At 52.2% G+C, this 22,903-nt stretch carries 21 protein-coding genes; 12 read left to right on the forward strand and 9 right to left on the reverse strand.

The window, feature by feature from the left end; translation table 11 throughout:
- Window positions 1-23: 23 nt before the first annotated feature.
- A complete protein-coding gene (kdsA, locus tag DD586_RS10030) occupies window positions 24-878 on the forward strand; it encodes a 3-deoxy-8-phosphooctulonate synthase (RefSeq protein WP_012884698.1) in 855 nt (284 codons plus the stop codon).
- A gap of 62 nt (window positions 879-940) precedes the next feature.
- Here the strand turns inward: kdsA and ydgH are convergent, their stop codons facing one another.
- Window positions 941-1,891, reverse strand: a complete 951-nt coding sequence (gene ydgH / locus DD586_RS10035) for a DUF1471 family protein YdgH (RefSeq protein ID WP_012884699.1) — start codon at window positions 1,889-1,891, stop codon at window positions 941-943.
- Between the two features lie 67 nt (window positions 1,892-1,958).
- The gene (locus DD586_RS22020) at window positions 1,959-2,228 is read right to left on the reverse strand and encodes a hypothetical protein (RefSeq protein WP_152426592.1); all 270 of its coding nucleotides are present in this window, start codon (window positions 2,226-2,228) and stop codon (window positions 1,959-1,961) included.
- A gap of 173 nt (window positions 2,229-2,401) precedes the next feature.
- On the opposite strand from DD586_RS22020, the gene pntA reads away from it, so the two are divergent.
- Window positions 2,402-3,931, forward strand: coding sequence for a Re/Si-specific NAD(P)(+) transhydrogenase subunit alpha (pntA, locus tag DD586_RS10040; protein WP_012884700.1), 1,530 nt, complete (start codon window positions 2,402-2,404; stop codon window positions 3,929-3,931).
- Between the two features lie 10 nt (window positions 3,932-3,941).
- Entirely contained in the window at window positions 3,942-5,330 is a 1,389-nt protein-coding gene (gene pntB / locus DD586_RS10045) for a Re/Si-specific NAD(P)(+) transhydrogenase subunit beta (RefSeq protein WP_041164410.1), read from the forward strand.
- A gap of 91 nt (window positions 5,331-5,421) precedes the next feature.
- Here pntB and uspE read toward each other — a convergent pair whose 3' ends face one another.
- The 5 genes from uspE to sodC all read right to left on the reverse strand — a co-directional run bounded on the left by uspE (window position 5,422) and on the right by sodC (window position 10,936).
- Window positions 5,422-6,393 (reverse strand): universal stress protein UspE, encoded by a 972-nt coding sequence (gene uspE / locus DD586_RS10050; RefSeq protein WP_012884702.1) that lies wholly within the window; start codon window positions 6,391-6,393, stop codon window positions 5,422-5,424.
- Window positions 6,394-6,527: 134 nt separating this feature from the next.
- Complete coding sequence (fnr, locus tag DD586_RS10055; protein ID WP_012884703.1) at window positions 6,528-7,280, reverse strand: fumarate/nitrate reduction transcriptional regulator Fnr; 753 nt, start codon at window positions 7,278-7,280, stop codon at window positions 6,528-6,530.
- 163 nt (window positions 7,281-7,443) lie between these two features.
- A complete protein-coding gene (ogt, locus tag DD586_RS10060; protein ID WP_012884704.1) occupies window positions 7,444-7,983 on the reverse strand; it encodes a methylated-DNA--[protein]-cysteine S-methyltransferase in 540 nt (179 codons plus the stop codon).
- A gap of 173 nt (window positions 7,984-8,156) precedes the next feature.
- Complete coding sequence (locus tag DD586_RS10065; RefSeq protein WP_012884705.1) at window positions 8,157-10,100, reverse strand: methyl-accepting chemotaxis protein; 1,944 nt, start codon at window positions 10,098-10,100, stop codon at window positions 8,157-8,159.
- Window positions 10,101-10,411: 311 nt separating this feature from the next.
- Window positions 10,412-10,936, reverse strand: coding sequence for a superoxide dismutase family protein (sodC, locus tag DD586_RS10070; RefSeq protein ID WP_012884706.1), 525 nt, complete (start codon window positions 10,934-10,936; stop codon window positions 10,412-10,414).
- A 374-nt stretch (window positions 10,937-11,310) separates the two neighbouring features.
- Between sodC and DD586_RS10075 the strand changes: the two genes are divergently transcribed.
- On the forward strand, window positions 11,311-11,880 hold the full coding sequence (locus tag DD586_RS10075) for a hypothetical protein (protein WP_012884707.1): 570 nt from the start codon (window positions 11,311-11,313) through the stop codon (window positions 11,878-11,880).
- A 225-nt stretch (window positions 11,881-12,105) separates the two neighbouring features.
- Window positions 12,106-14,085: a methyl-accepting chemotaxis protein gene (locus DD586_RS10080; protein WP_012884708.1), complete on the forward strand. Its 1,980-nt coding sequence runs from the start codon at window positions 12,106-12,108 to the stop codon at window positions 14,083-14,085.
- Window positions 14,086-14,174: 89 nt separating this feature from the next.
- On the opposite strand, the gene DD586_RS10085 is transcribed toward DD586_RS10080, so the two are convergent.
- Complete coding sequence (locus tag DD586_RS10085; RefSeq protein WP_012884709.1) at window positions 14,175-14,681, reverse strand: phenolic acid decarboxylase; 507 nt, start codon at window positions 14,679-14,681, stop codon at window positions 14,175-14,177.
- Between the two features lie 141 nt (window positions 14,682-14,822).
- Between DD586_RS10085 and DD586_RS10090 the strand changes: the two genes are divergently transcribed.
- Window positions 14,823-15,716 (forward strand): LysR family transcriptional regulator, encoded by an 894-nt coding sequence (locus tag DD586_RS10090; RefSeq protein ID WP_012884710.1) that lies wholly within the window; start codon window positions 14,823-14,825, stop codon window positions 15,714-15,716.
- A 61-nt stretch (window positions 15,717-15,777) separates the two neighbouring features.
- Here DD586_RS10090 and DD586_RS10095 read toward each other — a convergent pair whose 3' ends face one another.
- A complete protein-coding gene (locus DD586_RS10095; RefSeq protein WP_012884711.1) occupies window positions 15,778-16,902 on the reverse strand; it encodes an ROK family transcriptional regulator in 1,125 nt (374 codons plus the stop codon).
- A 362-nt stretch (window positions 16,903-17,264) separates the two neighbouring features.
- On the opposite strand from DD586_RS10095, the gene DD586_RS10100 reads away from it, so the two are divergent.
- The 6 genes from DD586_RS10100 to DD586_RS10125 all read left to right on the forward strand — a co-directional run bounded on the left by DD586_RS10100 (window position 17,265) and on the right by DD586_RS10125 (window position 22,902).
- On the forward strand, window positions 17,265-18,344 hold the full coding sequence (locus DD586_RS10100; RefSeq protein WP_012884712.1) for an ABC transporter ATP-binding protein: 1,080 nt from the start codon (window positions 17,265-17,267) through the stop codon (window positions 18,342-18,344).
- A complete protein-coding gene (locus tag DD586_RS10105; protein WP_012884713.1) occupies window positions 18,341-19,195 on the forward strand; it encodes an ABC transporter permease in 855 nt (284 codons plus the stop codon). Before DD586_RS10100 ends, DD586_RS10105 begins: the two co-directional genes overlap by 4 nt.
- A 3-nt stretch (window positions 19,196-19,198) precedes the next feature.
- A complete protein-coding gene (locus DD586_RS10110) occupies window positions 19,199-20,032 on the forward strand; it encodes an ABC transporter permease (protein ID WP_012884714.1) in 834 nt (277 codons plus the stop codon).
- 50 nt (window positions 20,033-20,082) lie between these two features.
- Window positions 20,083-21,210 (forward strand): extracellular solute-binding protein, encoded by a 1,128-nt coding sequence (locus DD586_RS10115; protein ID WP_012884715.1) that lies wholly within the window; start codon window positions 20,083-20,085, stop codon window positions 21,208-21,210.
- A gap of 153 nt (window positions 21,211-21,363) precedes the next feature.
- Window positions 21,364-22,122, forward strand: a complete 759-nt coding sequence (locus DD586_RS10120; protein ID WP_012884716.1) for a glycerophosphodiester phosphodiesterase family protein — start codon at window positions 21,364-21,366, stop codon at window positions 22,120-22,122.
- 15 nt (window positions 22,123-22,137) lie between these two features.
- Window positions 22,138-22,902 (forward strand): inositol monophosphatase family protein, encoded by a 765-nt coding sequence (locus DD586_RS10125; protein ID WP_012884717.1) that lies wholly within the window; start codon window positions 22,138-22,140, stop codon window positions 22,900-22,902.
- Window position 22,903 lies beyond the last annotated feature (1 nt).

Genomic DNA, 22,903 nt, shown 5'->3' on the forward strand with positions numbered 1-22,903 from the left:
TTATCCGACAATAAGGTAAGTTTATGAACAATAAAGTGGTTAACATCGGGTCTATCCCGGTCGGCAACCATCTGCCGTTTGTGCTGTTTGGCGGCATGAATGTGCTTGAATCCCGCGAACTGGCGATGCGGATTTGTGAGCACTATGTCACGGTGACGCAGAAACTGGGCATCCCCTATGTTTTCAAGGCTTCCTTTGATAAAGCGAACCGCTCTTCCATCCACTCTTACCGTGGTCCAGGTCTGGAAGAAGGGATGAAGATTTTCCAGGAGCTGAAAGACACCTTCGGCGTGAAAATCATTACCGATGTGCACGAACCGCAGCAGGCTCAGCCGGTTTCTGAGGTTGTTGATGTTATTCAGTTACCGGCCTTTCTGGCCCGCCAGACCGATCTGGTCGAGGCGATGGCCAAAACGGGCGCGGTTATCAATATCAAAAAACCACAGTTCATTAGCCCCGGTCAGGTCGGGAATATCGTGGATAAATTCCGCGAAGGTGGCAATGATCAGGTGATTTTGTGCGATCGCGGCAGTAACTTTGGCTACGACAATCTGGTGGTGGACATGCTGGGCTTCAATGTCATGAAACAGGTTTCGCATGGTGCGCCGGTGATTTTTGATGTCACGCATGCACTGCAATGCCGTGATCCGTTTGGTGCGGCATCAGGTGGACGCCGTGCTCAGGTTGCTGAACTGGCGCGTGCGGGTATGGCGGTCGGCATCGCTGGGTTGTTTATTGAAGCTCACCCAGAGCCGAACAGCGCCAGATGTGACGGTCCGTCGGCATTGCCGCTGGATAAACTGGAACCATTCCTGCAACAGATGAAAGCGATTGATGAGCTTGTTAAAAATTTCCCGGAATTGGATACCAGTAATTGATCGACGTTTCAGACATAAAAAAACCGCCATCTGGCGGTTTTTTTATGCATCACACGCGATGATTATTTGTACAGATCGGCACCGATAGTGTAGTGGTCGCCGTTTTCTTGCCACTGTTTGGTGATGTGGTAGAACTTGGCACCTTTCTTGTAAGCACGTTTGGCAACGGCTTCGGAGATATCTGTCGGGCTGCTAAAGCTATCGCGGAAGCTAATGGAGTCAAACGGTGCCATTTGAGCGGCAGTGGCGTTGTTGAGTTCCTGAATCTTGGTGCCATCCGGCATCGTTACCGTGTAACGAGAGCCTACGGTTGAAGACTGGGTCTGGAAAAAGTTACCCACCTTGTCGCTCAGGCTCGAAGAGGTGGCCACACCGGGGATTTCCACTTTAGAGGCGGCGGCACCACCAGCAGCAATTGCTGCTTTACCCGCTTCAGAGTCTGCCGGAATAGCATCGGGGCTTTGTACCTGACGTTTTGGCGCATCTTTCTTATAGATAAAAGCGGTAACTGACTGAGTGGCACCGCTGGAGTTGATATCGACTTGGCGAACAATATAGAAAGAGTATGCCTTTTTTTGCTGGGCGGCTTTACCGATAGCCTCGTTTACTTCTGGCTGATTGCCGAAATAACCAGTTACGGTAACGGTATCATAAGGTTCCTGGCGCACCGCTTCATCTTTTGGCAACTCTTTAACGCCACTGAATTCACGGTAAGATGTATCTTTGACGGCAGCCGGTGCATCTTTTTTATACAAATCAACGGTCACCTGCCAACGGCCACCGTTAACTTCGGAAGTACCCTGAATGTAAAACGCCGCTGCACCGCTCTCATCGGCCTTTTGGGAGGCATCGGCAGTTGCTTCATAAATAGCATCGTAACGACCATAAAAGGTAATACGCTTAAAGGGCTGTAGTGATTGTGCTTTTTCTGGCGTAAGTTCCTGCGCAGCCTGCGTCGAAAACGCTACTATTGATAAGAGTGTGGATGCAACAACGCTAGTTCTCAGCTTCATAAAAAATCCTTTCGCCTGACGCATACGGTGAATACGTTCCAAGCCATCTTTATGTGGTAGCCGCTGATTATGGCATGGAACCTGATGTTATGCCTCTGCATTTTAAGCCAAATCTTACAAAATCATGCGCGAATAGCAGAGAAAGAGAAAAATGAAAATAATCACCATTAATAATCGAATTCATTTTATAAACGATATTTATCGCAATTAATGCAGTTAACAAAGCGTTAACAGCGCCTTTTTGTGAGGTGCCTTTGAATATTGTTGTAGCAATAATGGTAGAAAAACTTGTTTTAGCTGTGATTTTTGACCGTAAATGGGCATAGCTGCCTGTCATAACTCTGCTTTTAGAACGTAATGGTTTTAGCAGTGGATCATTAATTCCATTTTAAGTAGGTTATAAAGGGACTTATCGCTGCCGCCGCGGGTGCTGGTAACAGCGACAAGTCATTTTTCAAGTGATTGACATAGCCTATATAAAACCTTCGTGACAACGAAAAGGGATTCACAATGCGTATTGGTGTACCAAAAGAGAGGTTGGCCAATGAAGCCCGTGTCGCAGCCACGCCAAAAACGGTGGAGCAACTGCTGAAACTGGGCTTTGAGGTCGCTATTGAACGTGGGGCAGGCAAACCAGCCAGTTTCGAGGACAGTGCTTACGAACAAGTCGGCGCGACAATTCTGGATACAGCGGAGATCTGGCAGAGCGATATTCTGCTCAAGGTGAATGCGCCGCTGGATGAAGAAATAGAGTTAACCCGCGCTGGCAGCACGATCATTAGTTTCATCTGGCCTGCTCAGAATCCGGCGTTGCTGGAAAAACTGGCGGCGCGTCAGGTGACCGTTCTGGCGATGGATTCTGTGCCGCGTATTTCCCGTGCCCAGTCCATGGATGCGCTGAGTTCGATGGCAAACATTGCCGGGTATCGTGCCATTGTTGAAGCGGCGCATGAATTTGGCCGTTTCTTTACCGGTCAGATAACGGCGGCAGGTAAAGTACCACCGGCGAAGGTGATGATCATCGGTGCTGGTGTGGCAGGGCTTGCCGCGATCGGGGCTGCTGGAAGCCTGGGTGCCATTGTTCGTGCATTCGATACACGCCCGGAAGTTAAAGAGCAGGTGAAAAGTATGGGCGCCGAATTCCTGGAGCTGGAATTCGAAGAAGAAGCAGGCAGTGGTGACGGTTACGCCAAAGTGATGTCTGAAGCCTTTATCAAGGCCGAAATGGCGTTGTTCGCGGCACAGGCGCAGGAAGTGGATATTATCGTCACCACTGCGCTGATCCCGGGCAAACCGGCACCGCGACTGATCACCCGTGAAATGGTGCAAAGCATGAAACCCGGTAGTGTGATTGTCGACCTGGCAGCACAGACCGGCGGTAACTGTGAGCTGACCGTTGCTGATCAGGTTACGGTGACAGAAAACGGCGTGAAGATCATCGGTTATACCGATTTGCCCAGTCGCCTGCCGACCCAGTCGTCACAGTTGTACGGCACTAACCTGGTGAATCTGCTGAAGCTGTTGTGTAAAGAGAAGAACGGCGAAATCGATATTGATTTCGAAGATAACGTTATTCGTGGCGTAACGGTGGTTAAAGCGGGTGAAATCACCTGGCCAGCCCCGCCGATTCAGGTTTCGGCACAACCGCAGCAGGCTAAACCGGCAGCAGCGGTTGCACCGAAAGAAGCGAAACCCACTTCGCCCTGGAAGAAATTTATCTTCATCGCGTTGGCGATAGTATTGTTTGGCTGGCTGGCAAACGTGGCACCGAAAGAGTTCCTGTCTCACTTCACGGTATTTGCGCTGTCTTGCGTGGTGGGATACTACGTGGTCTGGAACGTCAGTCACGCGCTGCACACGCCATTGATGTCGGTCACCAATGCGATTTCCGGCATTATTGTGGTGGGGGCGTTGTTGCAGATTGGGCATGGGGGATGGGTATCTTTTCTCTCCTTTATTGCCGTGCTGATCGCCAGCATCAATATTTTCGGCGGGTTTACCGTCACTCAGCGCATGCTGAAAATGTTCCGTAAGAATTAAGGGGTAACGGATGTCTGGAGGATTAGTGACAGCAGCATACATCGTTGCTGCAATTCTGTTTATTTTCAGCCTGGCTGGTTTATCCAAACACGAGACGTCCCGTCAGGGGAACATTTTCGGTATTAGCGGGATGGCCATTGCGCTGTTGGCGACCATCCTGGGGCCGCATGCCGGGAACGTAGGCTGGATTCTCGTAGCGATGGTGATCGGCGGCACTGTCGGTGTGCGCCTGGCTCGCAAGGTAGAAATGACCGAAATGCCGGAGCTGGTCGCGATTCTGCACAGCTTTGTTGGCCTGGCGGCGGTACTGGTTGGCTTCAACAGCTTTATTGGCGAAGCCGATATTGCTGAACCCATCATGGAAAATATCCATCTGACCGAAGTATTTTTGGGTATTTTCATCGGTGCGGTGACCTTTACCGGTTCGATTGTCGCGTTTGGTAAACTGCGTGGTTTGATTTCATCGAAACCACTGATGCTGCCTAATCGCCATAAGCTGAATCTGTTGGCGTTGGTACTGTCATTCCTGTTGTTGCTGGTGTTTGTCAAAACCGGCAGTGCTGGAATGCAGGCATTCGCGTTGCTGCTGATGACGCTGATTGCGCTGGCGTTCGGCTGGCATCTGGTGGCCTCTATCGGTGGTGCTGATATGCCGGTAGTCGTTTCCATGCTGAACTCCTATTCAGGGTGGGCGGCCGCGGCGGCAGGGTTTATGCTGAGCAATGACCTGCTCATCGTGACCGGTGCGTTGGTGGGTTCTTCCGGTGCGATTCTGTCTTACATCATGTGTAAGGCGATGAACCGTTCGTTCATTAGCGTTATTGCCGGTGGTTTCGGTACGGATGGCTCTTCGACTGGTAGCGATGAAGCGGTAGGTGAACATCGTGAAACCACCGCGGAGGAAGTTGCGGAACTGCTGAAAAACTCGACCTCGGTGATCATTACGCCGGGATATGGTATGGCGGTGGCGCAGGCGCAATACCCAGTGCATGACATTACCGCTAAACTGCGTGCTCGCGGTATTACGGTTCGCTTTGGTATTCACCCGGTTGCCGGTCGTCTGCCTGGGCATATGAACGTTTTGCTGGCGGAAGCGAAAGTACCTTACGATATCGTGCTGGAAATGGATGAAATCAATGACGACTTCACCGATACCGATACCGTGTTGGTGATCGGCGCTAACGATACCGTTAACCCTGCTGCCCAGGAAGATCCACACAGCCCTATTGCCGGTATGCCGGTACTGGAAGTCTGGAAAGCGCAGAATGTTATCGTGTTCAAGCGCTCAATGAATACCGGCTATGCTGGTGTGCAGAACCCGCTGTTCTTTAAAGAGAACACCCAAATGCTGTTCGGCGATGCCAAAGAAAGCGTGGAAGCGATTCTGAAAGCGTTGTAATCAGCACCCATACGATGAAACATCAGTAAAACAACAGGGGCCGATGGCCCCTGTTGTTATTGAAGGTTACGGGGCTGTATCGACGTGGTGGTCAGTTGGCCTTTTCCTGATTACCCGCGTCATTTTCACCCTGCAATGTGACCGGAGAGACAAAATCGTCTGGTTTAATGGCCAGCAAATCGCATTTTAGATGATCGATCACGTGTTCTACCGTGTTGCCGATAAACGCAGCGGACAGGCCGGTGCGCCCAAGCGATCCCAACACCACCACCCCAGCTTGCAGATGTTCCGCCAGGTCGGGAATGACCTCTTCCGGCAAACCTTTTTCCACGTGGGTGACGCGTTCATCCAAATTGAACTTCTGTCGCAGAGACTTCATCGCCAGCAGGTGTTGGCCGCGGATAGCTCCGTTATAGACACCGGGGTCGAAATCCGGTAGCTCAATGGCGATATTGATGGGGGTGACCGGATAAGCGCCGACCAGGTGGACTTCGGTTTGGTTAACCTGACGAGCCAAATCCAGTGCTTCGGATACCAGTTTTATATTGAGCGGGTCGTGATAGGGGTCTTCACTCGCCAGATTGACCGCCACCAGTGCGCGACTGTCTTCCGGCCAGGGCTGGTCTTTCACCATCCAGACCGGGCAAGGACATTTGCGCAATAACTGCCAGTCGGTCGGGGTGAAAATCACCGCCTCCAGCCTGTCGTGCTGGTGAGCCATTTTGAGCAATAAATCGTGTTTACCAGCAATCACCTCCTGAATAATGGCTTCATAAGGTTTGTTATGCCAGACGACCTTGATATCAATGGGGATCCCCGCATCAAGATAGTATTTACACTGTTCCGCAATCCATTCGGTTCGTTGGGCGATAACCCCTTGTCTCATCTCGGTTCGTTCATCCGGAGAGAGCAGGGTAGTCATTTCGTAGGAAAAGTCGTAGATAGGCAAAAACGCCTTAATACGACCACCAAGCCGCTGGACCAGATAAACGGCCCGTCTCAGTGCGGGCTGGTCATCCTGATTGGGGTCAATAGCTACCAGTAAATTCTGATACTTCGCCATAGCTCCTCCTGTTGGCTGTCACTCTGCAGCCTGCCCGTTAAGAGTAACGCAAGGAAATCGCTTTGAACAATACGATGAGCGCGACCGGATCAACAATTCAGAGCAATCATTGATCCGGCGCTGTACAGGGGGTGTTAAGCTTTCGTGCGAGATGAGCCAGCCAGTTCGGCCAGAAGCTCATTATTCTCGATAGTGATGTACTTGCCTTTTACAGCTAGCATACCGCTTTTCTGGAAGCGACCGAGTAGGCGACTGATGGTTTCTACCGTCAGGCCCAGATAGTTGCCAATATCGCCGCGAGTCATGGTCAGCCGGAATTCGCGAGGCGAAAAACCGCGCTGGGCAAAACGGCGGGAAAGATTGTAGATAAAGGCAGCCAGGCGCTCTTCGGCGTTCTTCTTCGACAACAGCAGGATCATGTCCTGATCGCCACGGATTTCGCCGCTCATCAACCGCATCATTTGCTGACGCAGGTTGGGCATTTTACCGGACAGGTCGTCCAGCGTTTCAAATGGGATTTCACACACCATGGACGTTTCCAGGGCCTGAGCAAAACTGGGGTGCTGGGCGTTGCCGATAGCATCAAACCCAACCAGATCGCCTGCCAGATGGAAACCGGTGATTTGTTCATCGCCTTGTTCGGTGATGGTGTAGCTTTTGATGGTGCCTGAGCGGATGGCATACAGTGATTTCAGTTCATCACCGGCCTTGAACAACGCTTGCCCTTTCTGGATGGGTTTTTTCCTTTCGATAATGTTGTCGAGCTGGTCGAGTTCATGCTCGTTCAGTGTGAAAGGAATACACAGTTGGCTGATGCTGCAATCCTGACAGTGGATTGCGCAGCCGCCAGACTGAATGCGTCGGATTATTCGCTTTTCAGGAATCATAGACTTTACTCAGGCGATAATTGATATTGGTCAATTTTAACAGCTTTTATTGGGTCTGATAAGATCTGCTATCTCTGGAACTGACAAGTAAATAGTGAGCTTATTAATATTTTTGGCACGATATTTGGATTCTTCGCCTCACCACTCGCGGATTTTCACTAACTTAGCGTCTGCTATTGAATAAATCTTGCTGTGGTAAATACCCTTCGTGGGTTAATAACCATTGTTTACGATGAATGCCGCCGGCGTAACCGGTGAGCGCACCTCGCGCACCAATAACGCGATGGCAGGGGACAACAATACTGATGGGATTGGAACCATTGGCCAGTCCAACGGCGCGGGCGGCACCTGGTTGCCCGAGTCTGGCAGCCAGTTCGCCGTAAGTGGTTGTCGTGCCGCAAGGTATGGTACGAAGCGCCTGCCAGACCTGATGCTGGAAGTCAGTGCCTGCAGCCGCGACTGGCAAGGTCTCAATAATGTTCAGGTCGCCTGCGAAATAGGCGGATAACGCATCGGTCAATTGACCGGGGTTATTACAGGCTTTTAACACGAACGAGTCATGACGGTAACGTTTATTCAGCGATTGATATAAATTTTCTTCATATTCACGCCATTCAACCGCTCTAAGGTGATAATTTTCATCAGCAATCAATAATAATTCCCCAATGGGCGTGGGGAGCGAATCAAATAAAAATGTCTGCATGGATATCGTGTTATGTAACGTCAGCCAATAACAGTGACGTGGTAACCAGATTTAAGCGTGGGCGCATTGTCGCTTTAATAGCAACATCTGTCACATAAAAACTGCATGATTTTTTAGAAAGGGCTGGAGGTGATAGCCGGGTAAACGGCCAGCACCTCCAGGGTACGGCAGATTCAGGATGAGGCCAGTTTTTGAAGTGTCGTCAACTGGTTAACGGCGTCTTGCATGGCGTCCATACCTTTGGCGAGATCTTTCAGATTACCCAGATTCGCCGTCATGTTGGCCCGGTCCTTATCGGTTTCGGCACTCATGGTGGCGATTTGGTTTGCTGCCGAGATACTTTTATCCGCCATTTGCGCAGTGGTCGTTACGGTTTGCTGAGCAATGGAGCGAATATGCGCGATGGTTTGAACGGCTTCATTAATGCTGTGGGTCGTCGCGTCAACCTGCTCTTTAGAGGAACTGGCCAGTTTGCGGACCTCATCCGCGACCACGGCGAATCCCCGACCTGCCTCACCCGCGCGGGCGGCCTCTACGGCGGCATTCAGTGCCAGCAAGTTGGTTTTATCCGCAATCGCATTGATACCGCTGGTGATATGACTGATGCTGGTTGAAATGCGTTCCAGGTCGTTAAGGCCGGTTTCCAGCCGAACCTGTGCTTCTTGTGTTTTTGAGGCGGAGTCGCTAATTGCACGGATGCTGCTTTGAGCCACATCCAGTGTATCGCTCTGGCGTAGCGTTGCCTGTTCCAGTTGAGGCATGGCTATCAACAGCGGTGCCAACGCCTGTTCATAATCAACCACCTGTTTGACTACGGCCGACTGAATGTCATGCAGGGCTTCCCAACGCCGCAGGGCGCGTTGGGCATAATGACCGGCGTAGGCGGCGTATTCGACCGGGAAATGGTTCATGGCTTTCACGTCACGGTCAAAAAATGCCAGTGCGGATAGCGTCTGGTTGATGGGTACCCCAAGAATTTCACCAAAGCTGGAAAACCCGGCGGCGGGAACCTGATCAAAAAACTGAGCTTGCTCCAGATTGGTGTTGCCAACCCGGCGCAGCACACAGTCATTGAGCAGTAACAGTTCCGGTTTGCCATGTTGTGACACAAATTGTTGCCAGTCCCGTTCGGTGGTGGCGATAAAATCGGTTGATTGCATAAGATGCAGTCGGTCACCAAATTCCAGGTCACAGAAAAAGGCAATATGGTCTTCTTTAATGGCGGCGACGGAACGAACGAAGTACTCGTCATTGACCTTAACTGCGAACGTTTTTCCTGTCAGATGCTGGCTGATTTGACCTGGTGGACAGCGTAAACAGGTAGCGATCGCTTCAATGATCGGCTGCTCATGGCCGTGGGCATCGAAAACAGATTTCACCGTACGGGCGACAGGGTCAGCTTCTGCCACCAGCCAGCTCTGTTTTGTCGGTTCAAAGTTCTGGCTTTTGAATGGCGCGAATGATTTGCCGGGCGCCATCTGACAGAACACGATCACCGCCTTTCCTTGTAGCACAGCGTTATCCGCACCAATGTAGGTGCCGCTGAAATCGAGCCGTCCACCTGCCGCACCGCCAATGGTCAGGCAGGGGAAACGGCGGCAGGCGTACCAGGCCTGCATCAAAAACCCTTCCGATGCCGCCAGACCATCACAATAAATCAGCGCAAAGGTGTTATCCGGAGAGAGCGGCATACTGACGTTCAGGCGCTCCAGTTCTCGTTTAATAGCGTCGATTCTGACGCGAGCGCTGGGTTTGTCATGCATGTGTAGATCGACCAGATGTACCTCATGTCTGGCGATCAGCGATTGAGGCATCCATAACCAACTGCCTTGCGGGCTATTCATCTCGCAATAAGCAGAGCGATTACGCTGACTGCATAATGCACCGGTGGAGGAGAGGGTGATCACGGTGCGATTAGGGGCTGAAAATCGTTGCCAGGCGCGATTGACCTCGGAGAAGTTGGCTTCAGGGGGGACGAATGCCAACAACAATCCCGGCTTTGAGGGGAGCCCGAGAGCGGACAACGAGGTAGGTAAAGCGTCACAACGATAGGTGCCACGTGCTGGGCGATTCCTTGTTAAGCCCGGGATTGCGATATGGCTCAGGAAAGATGACATGATATTTCCACTCCCTATATTTAAATTAATTTAATGGGAAGCCTGATTTTATCCTACGAGATGCAAATAGAGTGTAGGGTGATCGGGATCACCTGCCATCACTCGAATAGGCAAGAAATCTAATTCCGTGTGCGGGATCACATTGATGATAGTGGTAGATGAACGAGTTAGGGAATGATAAGAAAATTATTTTGTGAAAAATGAAATTACTTAGATTTATTAATGTATTTTGGGGTGAATAGGGTGGCTATCGCACGGATTACTGCCAGAGGATGGCCGATACAGTGCGCTGTCGTATCGGCCGGAGTCCGTTACTGGATAACGCCGCAGGCAATGCGCATTCCGCCGCCGCCGAGTTCCTTTGGTGTATCGGCGTAGTTGTCACCACCGGTATGAACCATCAAGGCGTGGTCTTTCACTTCCGATAGCGATTTCAACCGTGGCGCCAGTACCTCGTACGTGGCGCTGCCATCAGCATTGGCGACCAGACCAGGCAGATCGCCCAGATGACCTTTATCATTGTAAGGGCCAAGATGCCGACCGGTTTTTTGTGGATCCAGATGTCCACCCGCCGCCAGTGCCGGTACAGTATTGCCATTTTGCGTACCTGGCGCACAACTGGCATTAGCATGGACATGGAAGCCATGAATGCCCGGTTGCAACCCTTTCAGGTTGGGGCTAAACAACAGGCCATACTCTGTTTCAGTGATAGTGATATTACCAAGCGTATCGCCATCGCCAGTAGGTAGCGCCTCTTTCAGTGTGACGGTTGTACTGGCCGCATGGGCGATGACGCTGATGAACAGGCCAGACAGAATCAGTGCGTTGAGTTTCATGATACTCCCTTGTTTCCATTGTCGTGTATTGCCGCAGTCCTGATTATTACGCGGCAACATCAGCGGTCATGCCGAGGGCATAAAACGCCCGTTTACCTCATCAACGGGTACCCAAGAAAACGGATTCCCTCAAGCCAAATATAGTCGGCACGGTATAGCGCGCCAGTTTTTAGTGACGTTGTCACGTTTTGTCGACGGAAATCAATGCTGGAAGGGCCAGCCACACCCGCAGTTTGAGCATCGCCAGACGGTGTAATCGTCGACACAGGACAAAAATTGGGTCTATCACACTGATAAAACAACAATTCGATATATAGTGTAATCAGGGGATGGAAAATGTGATTAAAAAATCAGGCATGAAGGAGACGAAAAAAATGAGTAAGGGTGTGGTAACGAAAGGGCTGTGTGGCCTGTTGCTGGCAATGCCGCTCTGCGGTTTCGCCGATAACAAAAATCCGGATCTGATTGCCGGTTATACCTCGCAACAACTGGCTGATGCGTTACCGGAGGTGGTTGATGGCTTAAAACGCCGCGGTGTGGAAGTGGATGCCAAAGAGCATTCCGTGCAGGCCGAGTATGTAGATACCGCAACGAAACGTAAGACGCTGGTCACCATTTATATTCCGCCATCAATCAGCGGGCAGGAAGCGACTAGTGAAACTGAACTGGATGCTGCGGTTGCCAGTTCCGAGAAAGAGATGTTACGCCAGCGAATTCGCCCGGAGAAAAAGGAGCTGGTTGCCGATGGCACACCAAAATTCCGGTGTCTGCTGACCATTCTGAATGACCAGGTTGTGCATTCATTATGTTCCGCCGTGGTGAAAGGTCGGGTGGTGGAGATCCAGCCGGTCACACTGGTGGACAATAAAGCGTTTGAACCGGCACAGCAGCGCCAGGCCGGTGTGGTGTTGTCCATCGGAAAAAGTCTGCTGGCGACTAAATAGCGTAATTGTCATCGCCTGATGGCTCAGCCCTGCCGGTCGGTAGGGCTTTTTTATGGGCTGCAAGTGATGATAAAAAATCACCAATGATTAATTAAGCGCTAAATTTGTTATAAGTTGTGATTTTAATCACGTTTAATTGCTAAAATAAAATCAAACATTTCCGATAAGTAAAATATCTGTGCGCTTTTAATCAGGGCGTATTCCACTTAAGTCGGAGAGGCAAGGATGAGTGTGTTTGGGCGTTATGTGCGAAATCTCAAGGTTTCTCACAAGTTATATGGCGGATTTGGCATTGTATTGTTGCTGGTTATTCTGGCATCAACGTTTAGCTCAGTCCGTTTTTTCACGATTCGTGATTTATATATTAAGAGTTCGATCATGAATGAAATGGGCAATTTCATCGATCTGACTCGAATCGCCCGCATTAAATTCACCTATACCCTCAATGATGACAACCTGATTAACCTGAATAAATACCTGCAGCAGGCTCGCCAATTAAATGATAAAGCGAAGGCGCTGAAATGGGATGAGACGTATCAGGGCGATTTCAAAAATGTGGAGCAGGACTTTGCCGATTACACCCAAAATATCGACCGCATCAAAAGCAGTGTCGAGGGTATGAATGAAGTGATTAAAGGCATCTCGACACTTGACCAACAAGCCGCTCCCGGTGATGCGCTGTACACCCTGTCAAATGACATCAATCTATTACGCCAATATCATCAAACGTCTGTCCTCTATGGGCAATTGGTGGATAAGGTCCATTTGTTGCAAAAAGAGAACAGTGACGCGTCATTTAAGGCGGTGAAAAGTGCCTACGATCAGGCGAAAAAATCTTTCGATAGCTTGAATAGCGCACTCCCTGGCGAGGTGAAAAATAGCATCAGCGAGCTTGGCGAACGTATTGAGCGCTACAACCAGAGTGGGGTGAAATATAACGACAACGTGAATCAACTGAAGGCGTCTGATTCTGCACTCCGGGCGACCGGGGATAAATTGATTAGCGATATCGATGGTGTTCTCAAAAAGATCGGTGCTCGCAACAACGATATTATTAATAACTCTGTCTTCCAGACGGTTATTTGCGGCATCACCGCCGTTATTCTGGGGTTGTTGATCGCCTGGTCGGTTACGCGCCAGATTACCCGGCCGGTGATCGCCAACCTGAAACTGGCGGAGAAGATAGCCAGTGGCGATTTGTCCGCCAGTGTGACCGTGGCGCGGCATGATGAACTGGGACAATTGACGTTGGCAATGATGTCGATGACGGAAAAACTCCGTCAGTTGATAGCCGATATCCGACATAGTGTGTATAGCGTGGCCAAAGCCTCTTCTGAGATTGCGGCGGGCAACCATGACCTGTCCTCACGCACCGAACAGCAGTCGTCCGCGATTGTCGAGACCGCAGCCAGTATGGAACAGTTGACCGCCACCGTGAAAAACAATGCGGATAATGCGCGTCATGCCAGCCAGATTTCCGAACAGGCCACGGATAACGCGAATCGTGGTGGTGAGATTATTCACCGGGTCGTCCAGACGATGGGCGAGATTTCCGGCAGCTCGAAAAAGATTTCCGATATCACCAGTGTCATTAACAGCATTGCGTTTCAGACCAATATTCTGGCGCTCAACGCTGCCGTGGAAGCCGCGCGCGCCGGTGAGCAAGGACGTGGGTTTGCCGTCGTAGCCGGTGAAGTCCGCAATCTGGCGCAGCGTAGTTCACAGGCGGCCAAAGAAATCGAAGGGCTGATTTCAGAATCAGTGAGCCGGGTTAATACCGGGACGGTACTGGTATCCGATGCCGGGAGCGCGATGGATGATATTGTGGCGTCCGTCAAACGGGTACACGACATTATGGGAGACATTGCCTCCGCGTCGGATGAACAGAGTCGTGGTATTGCGCAGATTGGTGGTGCGGTATCCGAAATGGATTCGACTATTCAGCAGAACGCCGCGATGGTGCATGAATCCTCTGCGGCAGCGAATTCTCTGGAAGATGAAGCCGCCAGGCTCTCGCAACTGGTGTCGGTCTTCCGCCTGTCAGCGCAGGATGAGCCTCAGACATCAGGCAACACACCGATGTTGGCCAGCCGTCTGCGTCGGCCAGAGATCGCAAATCGACAAGCGGCATTACCGGGTAGCAATACCACACCAGGTAATAGCGCTATAGCCGATACTTCGGCGGATAACTGGACAACGTTTTAAGCCGACTACCATCGGTATGACAGACAAAAACGGCAGGCCATTCGGCCTGCTGTTTTTTATGGCATCGTTATCTGGCTGATATAGCGGAATTAGCGCAGATTCTGCGGAAAGTTGTCCGGCAAGTCGCTGGCCGGGCAATCAATAACGCTATTGTTGTTTTCACCACAGTCACGCACAAACGTGATGGTGGCGAATTCGTCAATCACTTCTGTCGGGTAGGCTGGGCCTGCTGCACGGTAAGATTCCATCAACGGAATGTGCTCATTCTGGAAGCAGACGGTTTTTTCCGGGTTATTGATGACCCAGCGTGGGAAGAAAATGGTGCCGTGAAAAATGCGATCGCCCAGGTTGACTATCAGGCTCACGTCGGTGCCGGTCGGCTCTGTCCAGGAAATTTTGTAAACATCGCTGGCGACACGGACAATGAACGCCTCCTGATCTTTTACCCAACGATTGGCCACGATACCGCTATGAATGCGGTAGTCTAATGTGTGACCATTTTTCACGTATATCTCGTAATTCCAGCCGTTATCGTAGGTATAAACCAGGTGTTTTCCTACAAAACCGCTGAGATCGTGTTTGTCGAAAGTACTCATACTGTTTTCCTTATTGTTGGCTGAAACAGAGTATAAGGCCTGAATAAATTGATGAATAACGCTGTTTTTAGTGTTAATTAATTCAATAATTAGATTGATTGGCTGGCTTATGCCGGTAGACCAACAGATGGAATGACGCAGATGCTGACGAAAACGACACTGGAACAATGGGCGCTGTTGCGGGCAGTGGTGGAGCTGGGTGGGTTTGCTCAGGCCGCGCAAGCGCTTAACCGTAGCCAGTCTTCGGTGAGCTACCAATTATCATTGATGCAGGAACGGCTGGGGGTCTCGTTGTTGGTGCCATCCGGGCGTCGGACGGTGTTGACTGCACAGGGGCAGCAACTGCTGACGCAGGCCATTCCGCTGCTTAATGCCTTTCACTCGCTGGAGTCGCGGGCAGACATGCTGCGGCGCGGCGGACGGGCCAGAATTGATCTGGTGGTGGATAGTATTTTCCCCAAACCGACTTTGTTTGCGGTGCTGCGTACTTTCCAGTCGCGTCATCCGCACACTCAAGTCCATTTAATGGAGGTGCTACGCAGCGAGAGTCGGGCGCAGCTTGCCGACTATCAGGCTGATATCTGGCTGATTTCCCAGCCGTGGGAGGGGATTAACCGAGGACGATTATTGATGGATATGGCATTCGTTGCTGTCGCGCGGGCAGACCATCCGTTGCATCAGCAGGCGCAGCCGTTGTCATTTGCGGATCTTAGCGCGTATCCACTGATTGAAATTATTGACAGACAACAGCAGAAAGAGAGCCTGCATAAACCCGCCAGCACGGAAAACTGGACATTTACCACGGTGGAAGCAGCCATCGAAGCGGTGATGCACGGTGTGGGTTATGGCTGGATGCCGCAAGCGCGTGTGGCCGATGGTCTGGCGTCCGGCATACTGAAATTGCTGCCCTTGCCACAAGGCGGGCGGCGTTTTACGCCGCTCTATCTGGTCGTAGAAGAGGATAAACAGCCTTACGACACAGAGGTCGCAACGCTGGTGGCTCTGCTGACGGAGGCCACCGATGTTATTGCGTAAAGTGACGTTGTCACTAATATGGTGGCAATGTTGTGATAACGCGCCTTGTACAACCGCTTACTCAGGCAAAATAGCGAGCCTTGAGCGGCATGAGTGCAGCGCCAATCACCGCCGGGTCATGCTGAATCTGGCTTAACAATAGCCGGGGATAACGGGCGGCGTGTCCATAGCGTGGCGGCTGCTGGGTGGGGGGCACGTTCAGTAACATCTCTCCCAATGCTGTTGGTAACTCGCCGCCAAAGACAATCGCCGCCGGGTCGACGACCGCCCGCAGCGCATCAATGGCACGGTTCAGGCAGGGCCTGACTTCTTCAACCCAGTCTGACACACCCGGCCACTGTGGGTTGAACTGTTTACGCAGGGCGCTGACCCGCTGAATATCGATCCCCTGTGCATTAAGCCGCTTAAGCAATTCGCCCAGTGCGGGGCGGGAGGAGAACTCCTGCCTGGTATAAATACGGCTGATTTCTCCGGCGTTGCCGAAAGAACCGGCAAAGGACTGGCCATTGAGGATGAGCCCCGCGCCAAAGCCATAGTTGAATGACAGGTAACCGAAGGTCGGGTACTGTAGCCCCGCGCCCAGCACGGATTCGCCAATCGCACCGGTGGTGGCGTTATTCTCAGTCCAGACTTCCAGATCAAACAGGGTTTCCAGCTCACTTTTGATATCCACCAGTGACCAGTCGCGAAGCGGTTCCGGTGCGTTAAACAACCGTTTTTCTTCCACCAGATAGCCTGCCATAGCGAACCCTATGCCCACCACGGCTGACGTGGGGATCGCGCACCGCTGAAGTGCCTTACGCGCCTGGTCTTTCAACATAAACAACGCACGCGTACGGTCATCCAGCGGAATATCGAGGGTTTCTTCATAGACCACCTGGCAACTGAAGTTGCACAGGCAAAACGTCAGCGCATCGGTATTTACCGAAATACCGATGCTATAACGAGCCGACGGCGCCAGTTCCAGCGCCGGGCTGGGTTTCCCGCGGCCATGTACAATGCTTTCACCTAACTGTAATAGCCCACGCTCCAGCAGGTTATCGATGATGCGGTGTACAGAGGGTTGGGTCAGGTTGGTCTGCGGTGACACCGCAGAGCGCATGATGTGCCGGTTACGACGAACGATATCCAGAACCAGACGTTCATTCACGGTAACACTTGCATTGTCGTGAAGTATTGGCCACATCAGGCGCGAGCCTCTGCGTGTGTCTTCATGGTGTTTATGATCCTTTTATCACGCCCCGTCGTGCGGTTAGCTCATTGCTGATGCCAGAGGGCATGCCGGAAATACCATGCTGTCAATTATCAAACATAAAGAATGATAATTATCTCTGATATCAGATACAACCCTATGGCTGATGCGATTTTTTGAGATATTACAGTTAATTTAAATATATTTCTTTATATATCATTTATTTGTGTTGTCTATTTTCTGTGACGCATTTGAAACGTATTTGTCATTATTATTATGCATAATGCATTATAAATTTAATTGGCAGCGTTTTCACCTGATTAAACAGGTGCCTGACAAACGACGGGGAGCGTGTGATGAGTAGACTGGAAGTGGAGCGCGCCAGTGTGGCTTACGGTGATACGCCTGTACTCAAGGGGGTGTCATTCGAGGCTAACGAAGGTGAGTTCGTTACCCTGCTGGGGCCGTCTGGATGCGGCAAAACCACGCTCTTACGGGCTATTGCTGGCTTTGTGCCACTGGATGGCGGGGCCATTCGTATTGGTGGGCGGGAGATGAATGGTCTTGAGCCAGAGAAACGCAACACCGCGATGTGCTTTCAGTCTTATGCCTTGTTTCCCCACCTGACCGTATCAGAAAACATTGCCTTTGGATTACAGCAACGGCGGGTGTCGGGAGAGGCGCTAAGCCACCGGGTCGTGGAAACGGCGTTGACGGTGGCGATGGCCGGACATCTGGATAAATTGCCTGCTCAGCTCTCAGGCGGGCAGCAACAGCGCGTGGCGCTGGCGCGCTCCATGGCCGTGCGACCGGACGTGATGCTGTTTGATGAGCCCTTGTCCAACCTGGATGCCCGACTGCGCGAGCAACTGCGGTTGCAGATTCGCACGTTACAACGCAAACAGGGCTTTACCGCTGTGTATGTCACGCATGATCAGGCTGAAGCGTTAGCCATGTCTGACAAGGTGATGGTGATGCACGGCGGCAGTATCATCCAGGCCGGTACTCCCCAGGATATTTATCAGCGGCCGGTTAACCGCTTTGTCGCAGATTTTATTGGTACCGCCAATATTATGGTCGGCACCGTCATGTCGCGGGATGAACTCTGCGGACATTATCGGGTGGCGACGCCGCTGGGCGAGTTGGTCGTGGCATCCGACGAACCGCCGATTCGGGATCGACTCTATCTGTGCTGGCGTCCTGAAAACGCCAGTCTGCTGTCCATGTCGGCGACGGGGCAGAATATTTTTTCTCTGCGGGTGAAACGCCATACTTTCCTCGGCAATCTGACCGACATCGAGGGAAGCCCACCAGATTCCGACATGACCTGCTATCGCATCCAACTGTTGGGATACCAGCCGTTACTGGAAGGTGAAACCTACACCTTTTCGCTACCGCTTGACGCGTTGCGTTTTTTGCGCGAGGAGGTGACATGAAATCGTCATTCATGGCTTACCTGTTACTGTTGCCTGGCGTGGGGGTTATTGTACTGGCGATGGGCGCGGTACTGGGGATGGCATTCTCCCAGTCGCTGGGTTTTTTCAATTTTGCCGGTGACAGTGCGTTTTCGCTGCGTTTCTGGCAGGTCATGCTGGCAGACGAGCAACTCTGGCGTTCTTTTTTCTATTCAGCCCGCATTGCCTTGTTTAGCGCCGTGTTGTCCGTTGCACTGGCGTACCCATTAGCCATTTGGCTACGTAAACCGTTTCCGGGGGCTGTTACCTTACGTGCGGTACTTAAAGCGCCGTTACTGGTGCCGGGGCTGACAGCGGCGTTTTTGTTCGTCAACTTTATCTCTTATCAGGGGTTTCTCAACGTCGCGATGTTACGGCTGGGGATAACGGAGCGGCCTATCCGTATGCAGAATGACGCCAACGGTATCGGCGTGATCCTGCTTCAGATTTGGAAACAGATGCCGTTTGCGTTGTTGCTGGTGAGTGGTTCCGTGCAGGCTATCGGCGAAACGGTGCTGGAGGCCGCCCGTAATCTGGGGGCCGGTGTCTGGGTTCGCTTTTGGCGGATTGTACTGCCGTTAACGTTACGGGCGTTGCAGACCGCCATGATGCTGATCTTCATCGGTGCTGCCGGTGACTTTTCCTTTCAGTCGGTTGCCGGGCCGGTCAACCTGAACTCCATGTCACAACTGATGTTGCGGGTACAACAGTCGGGAAGCGATGGCTGGAACCAGGCGGCGGTCGTGGCAGTGATGCTGATGCTGTTGTCGCTGGCGGGGGCCGGATTGTTGGCGATGGCGGCCGGTGCAGTGGTACGCGGCATAAGGAGATAACCGATGCAACAAACAGCCGTTAACCGACTCAATCGCCTGCTGGTCATGTTGTTTTTGCTCTTGGGGCTTGTCTGGCTGGTTCTGCCATTTGCCATGGCGATACTGTGGTCATTGGTGGATCCTGCCCACCCCTGGTCTTACCCGGATGTCTTTCCACCAGTCTTGTCGCTGTTACGCTGGGGTGAACTGTGGAATAACACGTCATTACCTGATGCGCTGCTGCACAGTTACTTGCTGGCGCCCTGCGTTACCGTAACGTGCCTGCTGCTGGCGATGCCGACGGCTTATGCGTTTGGGCGGTTGTCATTCCCGGCAAAAGGGGTGGCGCAGGCAGTGACGCTGTTGCCGATTGTGTTGCCGGGGTTCGTTATCGCGGTGTTCTTATCCTCATTACTGATGCGGTTGGGTGTTTATTCGCGGTTCATGGGGATTTTTCTTGGGCACACCGTGTTATTTCTGCCATACGCCATTCGCATTCTGAGTGTCTCCTTCAGTCAGGTGCGACAGGATTTGGTCGATGCGGCACGCAATTTGGGCGCGTCGGGCGGGGCGATCTTCCGGGTGGCTTACTGGCCGTCGCTGCAATCTGGGGTGATCGCGTCGATGATTATGGTGTTCATCCTTTCTATCGAAGAGTTTTCCGTTTCCTACATCGTGGGGGCACCGGATTTCATTACCGTACCCACCATTTTGTACTCATACCTTGGTTATAACTTCATCCGGCCTAATGCCGCGGTGGTGTCACTGATTCTGGTGGTGCCCAACGTGGTGCTGATGCTGTTGATGGAGCGCTGTCTTAAAAATGTGCCGACGTCAGCGTTCGTCAATAAAGGATAGCGATGATGCGGTCTCACTACTTATCAGGGAAATCATCAGGGGAGTCTTGCATGTTTACTCGATTTACGCAGTCGGCCTTACGCAAGCTGGTGGCGTTGCCGGTGTTGTTGTTGCCACTGTGCGGGGCTCAGGCCGCAGATTTAAAAACGATGTCCTGGCAGGACGTGGAGGCACAAGCACGCCAGGAAGGGCAACTTACCTGGTTTAACTGGTATTACCAGGACCGGCTGCGCGACGAAGTGAAGGCCTTTGAGAAACAGTACGGTATTCGGGTCACCATTCCGGATGGCGAGGCGGCGGGCAGTATCAATAAGCTATTGGCGGAACAGAACCGCGACCAGGGTGACATCGATGTGATATCGGTGGGGGGCAGTCAGTTTGGGTTGTTCAATGGACCCAAACTGTTCTGGGGGCCGCTGACATCACGGTTGCCCGGTGGTGACAAACTGACTTACCAGATAGAAGGGGTGGATACGAAAGGCTATGCCGTGGCGTTCTGGGGGAATCAGACAGTCATCGCTTACAACTCGGCCCGTATCAAGGAGGCCGACCTGCCGCATTCGTTGCCTCAACTTGAACAGTTTCTGGTGAAAAACCCCGGCGAGTTCGCTTTTAACGTAGAGAATGGCGGTTCCGGACCGGCATTCATCGAGTCTGTCACCCGCACGCTGGTGCCGGGTGTGAACTACCGCGACGGGCGTGTCACACCGGAGATATTGCAGCAACTCGCCCCATCCTGGCGCTGGTTCAATCATTACAAAAGTAGTCTGGTGATCAGCGCCTCCAACGCCGATAGCATCACCCGGCTTAATGCCGGTGAGTTTAAACTCGCCGCCTCCTGGGAAGATTTGGTGCTGTCACTGCAGCACAAAGGTGAATTGTCGCAGGACATCAAATTTTATCTGCCCGATTTTGGTATGCCGGGCGGCGGTAATGTCGTCGGTATTCCCGCTAATGCCAAACACAAAGCGGCAGCGTTGCTGTTTATCCACTGGCTGACACTGCCTGACACCCAACTGCGCTTCCATTCTCAGTTTGGTACGGCACCGTTGATGCCGGCGGGAACCGACGTGCCGGTATCCGGTTCACTGGAGCGGTCGCACAGCTTTGCCTGGGCGGCTAAACCGCTGGGCGAAGAAATGAGAAAACAGTTTATCCAAAACGTCATGCTGAAATGACATGACGACGCCTGGCCACAATACCGGAGCCCAACTGACTGATGGTCTCCGGTATCGACTGGGCGCAACGAAAAATAAGACGCCTGACGTCATCCAGATATCAACACATTTTTTTACTCAACACCGATGCATTGAAACACCAGGGAAACCATTATGTCTGATGTTGTAATCGAGCACTCACGTCGTTGCCGTGTGGTAGCGTCGTCACTCATTGCCCACCGTGGCGCCTCCTCGCTGGCACCGGAAAACACGCTGACTGCGATGCGTAAAGCGGCGCAGCAGGGCGCGACCTGGCTGGAGGTGGATGTCAAACTGACCAGAGATAGTCAGCCGGTGATTATTCACGATGACCGGGTCGATCGCACCACCAACGGCCGTGGTTTGGTCGCCGGGCTGACACTGGCGGAGATTCGCCAGCTTGATGCGCGCGCGCACTTTGGCGACGCATTCGCTGGCGTGACAATCCCAACCTTGCAGGAATTGATCGAATGTGTACTGGAATTAGACATGGGGCTGCAACTCGAACTCAAGCCTACCGCAGGCGATGATGTGGAAACGGCGGAGGTCGCACTGGCGGTACTGAAGTCAATGTGGCCTGCCAATCGTGATCGCCTGTTTCTGTCGAGTTTTTCTGTTCGCTCAATTCAGGCGGCGGCTCGATTGATGCCGGATGTCCCGCGTGCCTTTGCTGTGGTGGTTCCGCCCAAAAACCCCATCGCATTGTTACAGGAAACGAACTGCCAGATTTTGCACTGCTTGTCGGAACTGTTGGACGATGAGGCACAGCATATTCTGGCTGACAGTGGTATTGAATACGCGGTGGCGATTGTTAATGATGCCGCACAAGCCCGGCGATTTTTGGATAAGGGTGCTCAGACCGTACTGTCTGATATTCCCAATTTGCTGGGGTAATAACCGGAGGACGTCATGTCTGATTTGCAGTTACGCTTTGAAACCGCCAACGCGGTTATGGAAGAGGCCGCGTTACTGGCGAGGCAGTTGTTTGCCCGGCGTGACAGCGTGGTAGTGGAGCAGAAATCCGCCAACGACTTTGTATCGGATGCAGACCGTCAGGTAGAACAGTTGATTCGCGATCGCCTGAAAGATGTTTTTCCTGAGGACGCCATTTTGGGCGAGGAAATGGGCGGTGAGGTTGGCGATAGTTTTTGGTCTATCGACCCGATTGATGGCACCACCAATTTTTTGCGTGGCTTGCCGCTGTGGGGCATTTCCATCGGGTATGTCGAAAACGGACTGGCGGTGGTCGGTACCATTGCGTTACCGATGCTGGGCCTGACGCTGTCAGCCGCGATTGGATGCGGGGTCTGGCGCAATGGTATGCCTTATCGCCGTCAGGTTCCCTTCAGTGAAGTTCGTTTGTTGGCGTTGGGCGAAAGCAATAAATGGGCGGCGGCGGAAGTGGCGATGCTCGATGGCTATCTGCGCGATGAAGGCTGGGCCGTGGCGCGCTATCGTTGTGCGACGGTTGGGCTGAGTTTTGCCGCGCTGGGCTTTACCGATGGCTATGTGGAAAAAAATACCAGCATTTGGGATATCGCCGCCGGGGTGGTCATCGGCTCAGAAGCCGGGTTGGTGGTGAAATATCGGGGGAGTTACGAGGCGGGTGGCATGCATGTGGCAACGGCCATTCCCGAGGTACAACAGATAATCGAACCGTTTTTCATCCTCTGAC

The organism is Dickeya parazeae Ech586, from assembly GCF_000025065.1.
Classification (GTDB): domain Bacteria; phylum Pseudomonadota; class Gammaproteobacteria; order Enterobacterales; family Enterobacteriaceae; genus Dickeya; species Dickeya zeae.

Excerpts from the sequence above, each read along its gene's own strand:
- DD586_RS10095 (WP_012884711.1), bottom strand. The coding sequence starts at position 16,902 with ATGTGGCCAATACTTCACGACAATGCAAGTGTTACCGTGAATGAACGT.
- ydgH (WP_012884699.1), bottom strand. The coding sequence starts at position 1,891 with ATGAAGCTGAGAACTAGCGTTGTTGCATCCACACTCTTATCAATAGTA.
- ogt (WP_012884704.1), bottom strand. The coding sequence starts at position 7,983 with ATGCAGACATTTTTATTTGATTCGCTCCCCACGCCCATTGGGGAATTA.
- pntA (WP_012884700.1), top strand. The coding sequence starts at position 2,402 with ATGCGTATTGGTGTACCAAAAGAGAGGTTGGCCAATGAAGCCCGTGTC.
- DD586_RS10085 (WP_012884709.1), bottom strand. The coding sequence starts at position 14,681 with ATGAGTACTTTCGACAAACACGATCTCAGCGGTTTTGTAGGAAAACAC.
- DD586_RS10065 (WP_012884705.1), bottom strand. The coding sequence starts at position 10,100 with ATGTCATCTTTCCTGAGCCATATCGCAATCCCGGGCTTAACAAGGAAT.
- kdsA (WP_012884698.1), top strand. The coding sequence starts at position 24 with ATGAACAATAAAGTGGTTAACATCGGGTCTATCCCGGTCGGCAACCAT.
- fnr (WP_012884703.1), bottom strand. The coding sequence starts at position 7,280 with ATGATTCCTGAAAAGCGAATAATCCGACGCATTCAGTCTGGCGGCTGC.
- DD586_RS10110 (WP_012884714.1), top strand. The coding sequence starts at position 19,199 with ATGCAACAAACAGCCGTTAACCGACTCAATCGCCTGCTGGTCATGTTG.
- pntB (WP_041164410.1), top strand. The coding sequence starts at position 3,942 with ATGTCTGGAGGATTAGTGACAGCAGCATACATCGTTGCTGCAATTCTG.
- DD586_RS22020 (WP_152426592.1), bottom strand. The coding sequence starts at position 2,228 with ATGACAGGCAGCTATGCCCATTTACGGTCAAAAATCACAGCTAAAACA.
- DD586_RS10090 (WP_012884710.1), top strand. The coding sequence starts at position 14,823 with ATGCTGACGAAAACGACACTGGAACAATGGGCGCTGTTGCGGGCAGTG.
- DD586_RS10105 (WP_012884713.1), top strand. The coding sequence starts at position 18,341 with ATGAAATCGTCATTCATGGCTTACCTGTTACTGTTGCCTGGCGTGGGG.
- DD586_RS10120 (WP_012884716.1), top strand. The coding sequence starts at position 21,364 with ATGTCTGATGTTGTAATCGAGCACTCACGTCGTTGCCGTGTGGTAGCG.
- uspE (WP_012884702.1), bottom strand. The coding sequence starts at position 6,393 with ATGGCGAAGTATCAGAATTTACTGGTAGCTATTGACCCCAATCAGGAT.
- DD586_RS10125 (WP_012884717.1), top strand. The coding sequence starts at position 22,138 with ATGTCTGATTTGCAGTTACGCTTTGAAACCGCCAACGCGGTTATGGAA.
- DD586_RS10100 (WP_012884712.1), top strand. The coding sequence starts at position 17,265 with ATGAGTAGACTGGAAGTGGAGCGCGCCAGTGTGGCTTACGGTGATACG.
- DD586_RS10115 (WP_012884715.1), top strand. The coding sequence starts at position 20,083 with ATGTTTACTCGATTTACGCAGTCGGCCTTACGCAAGCTGGTGGCGTTG.
- DD586_RS10075 (WP_012884707.1), top strand. The coding sequence starts at position 11,311 with ATGAGTAAGGGTGTGGTAACGAAAGGGCTGTGTGGCCTGTTGCTGGCA.
- sodC (WP_012884706.1), bottom strand. The coding sequence starts at position 10,936 with ATGAAACTCAACGCACTGATTCTGTCTGGCCTGTTCATCAGCGTCATC.
- DD586_RS10080 (WP_012884708.1), top strand. The coding sequence starts at position 12,106 with ATGAGTGTGTTTGGGCGTTATGTGCGAAATCTCAAGGTTTCTCACAAG.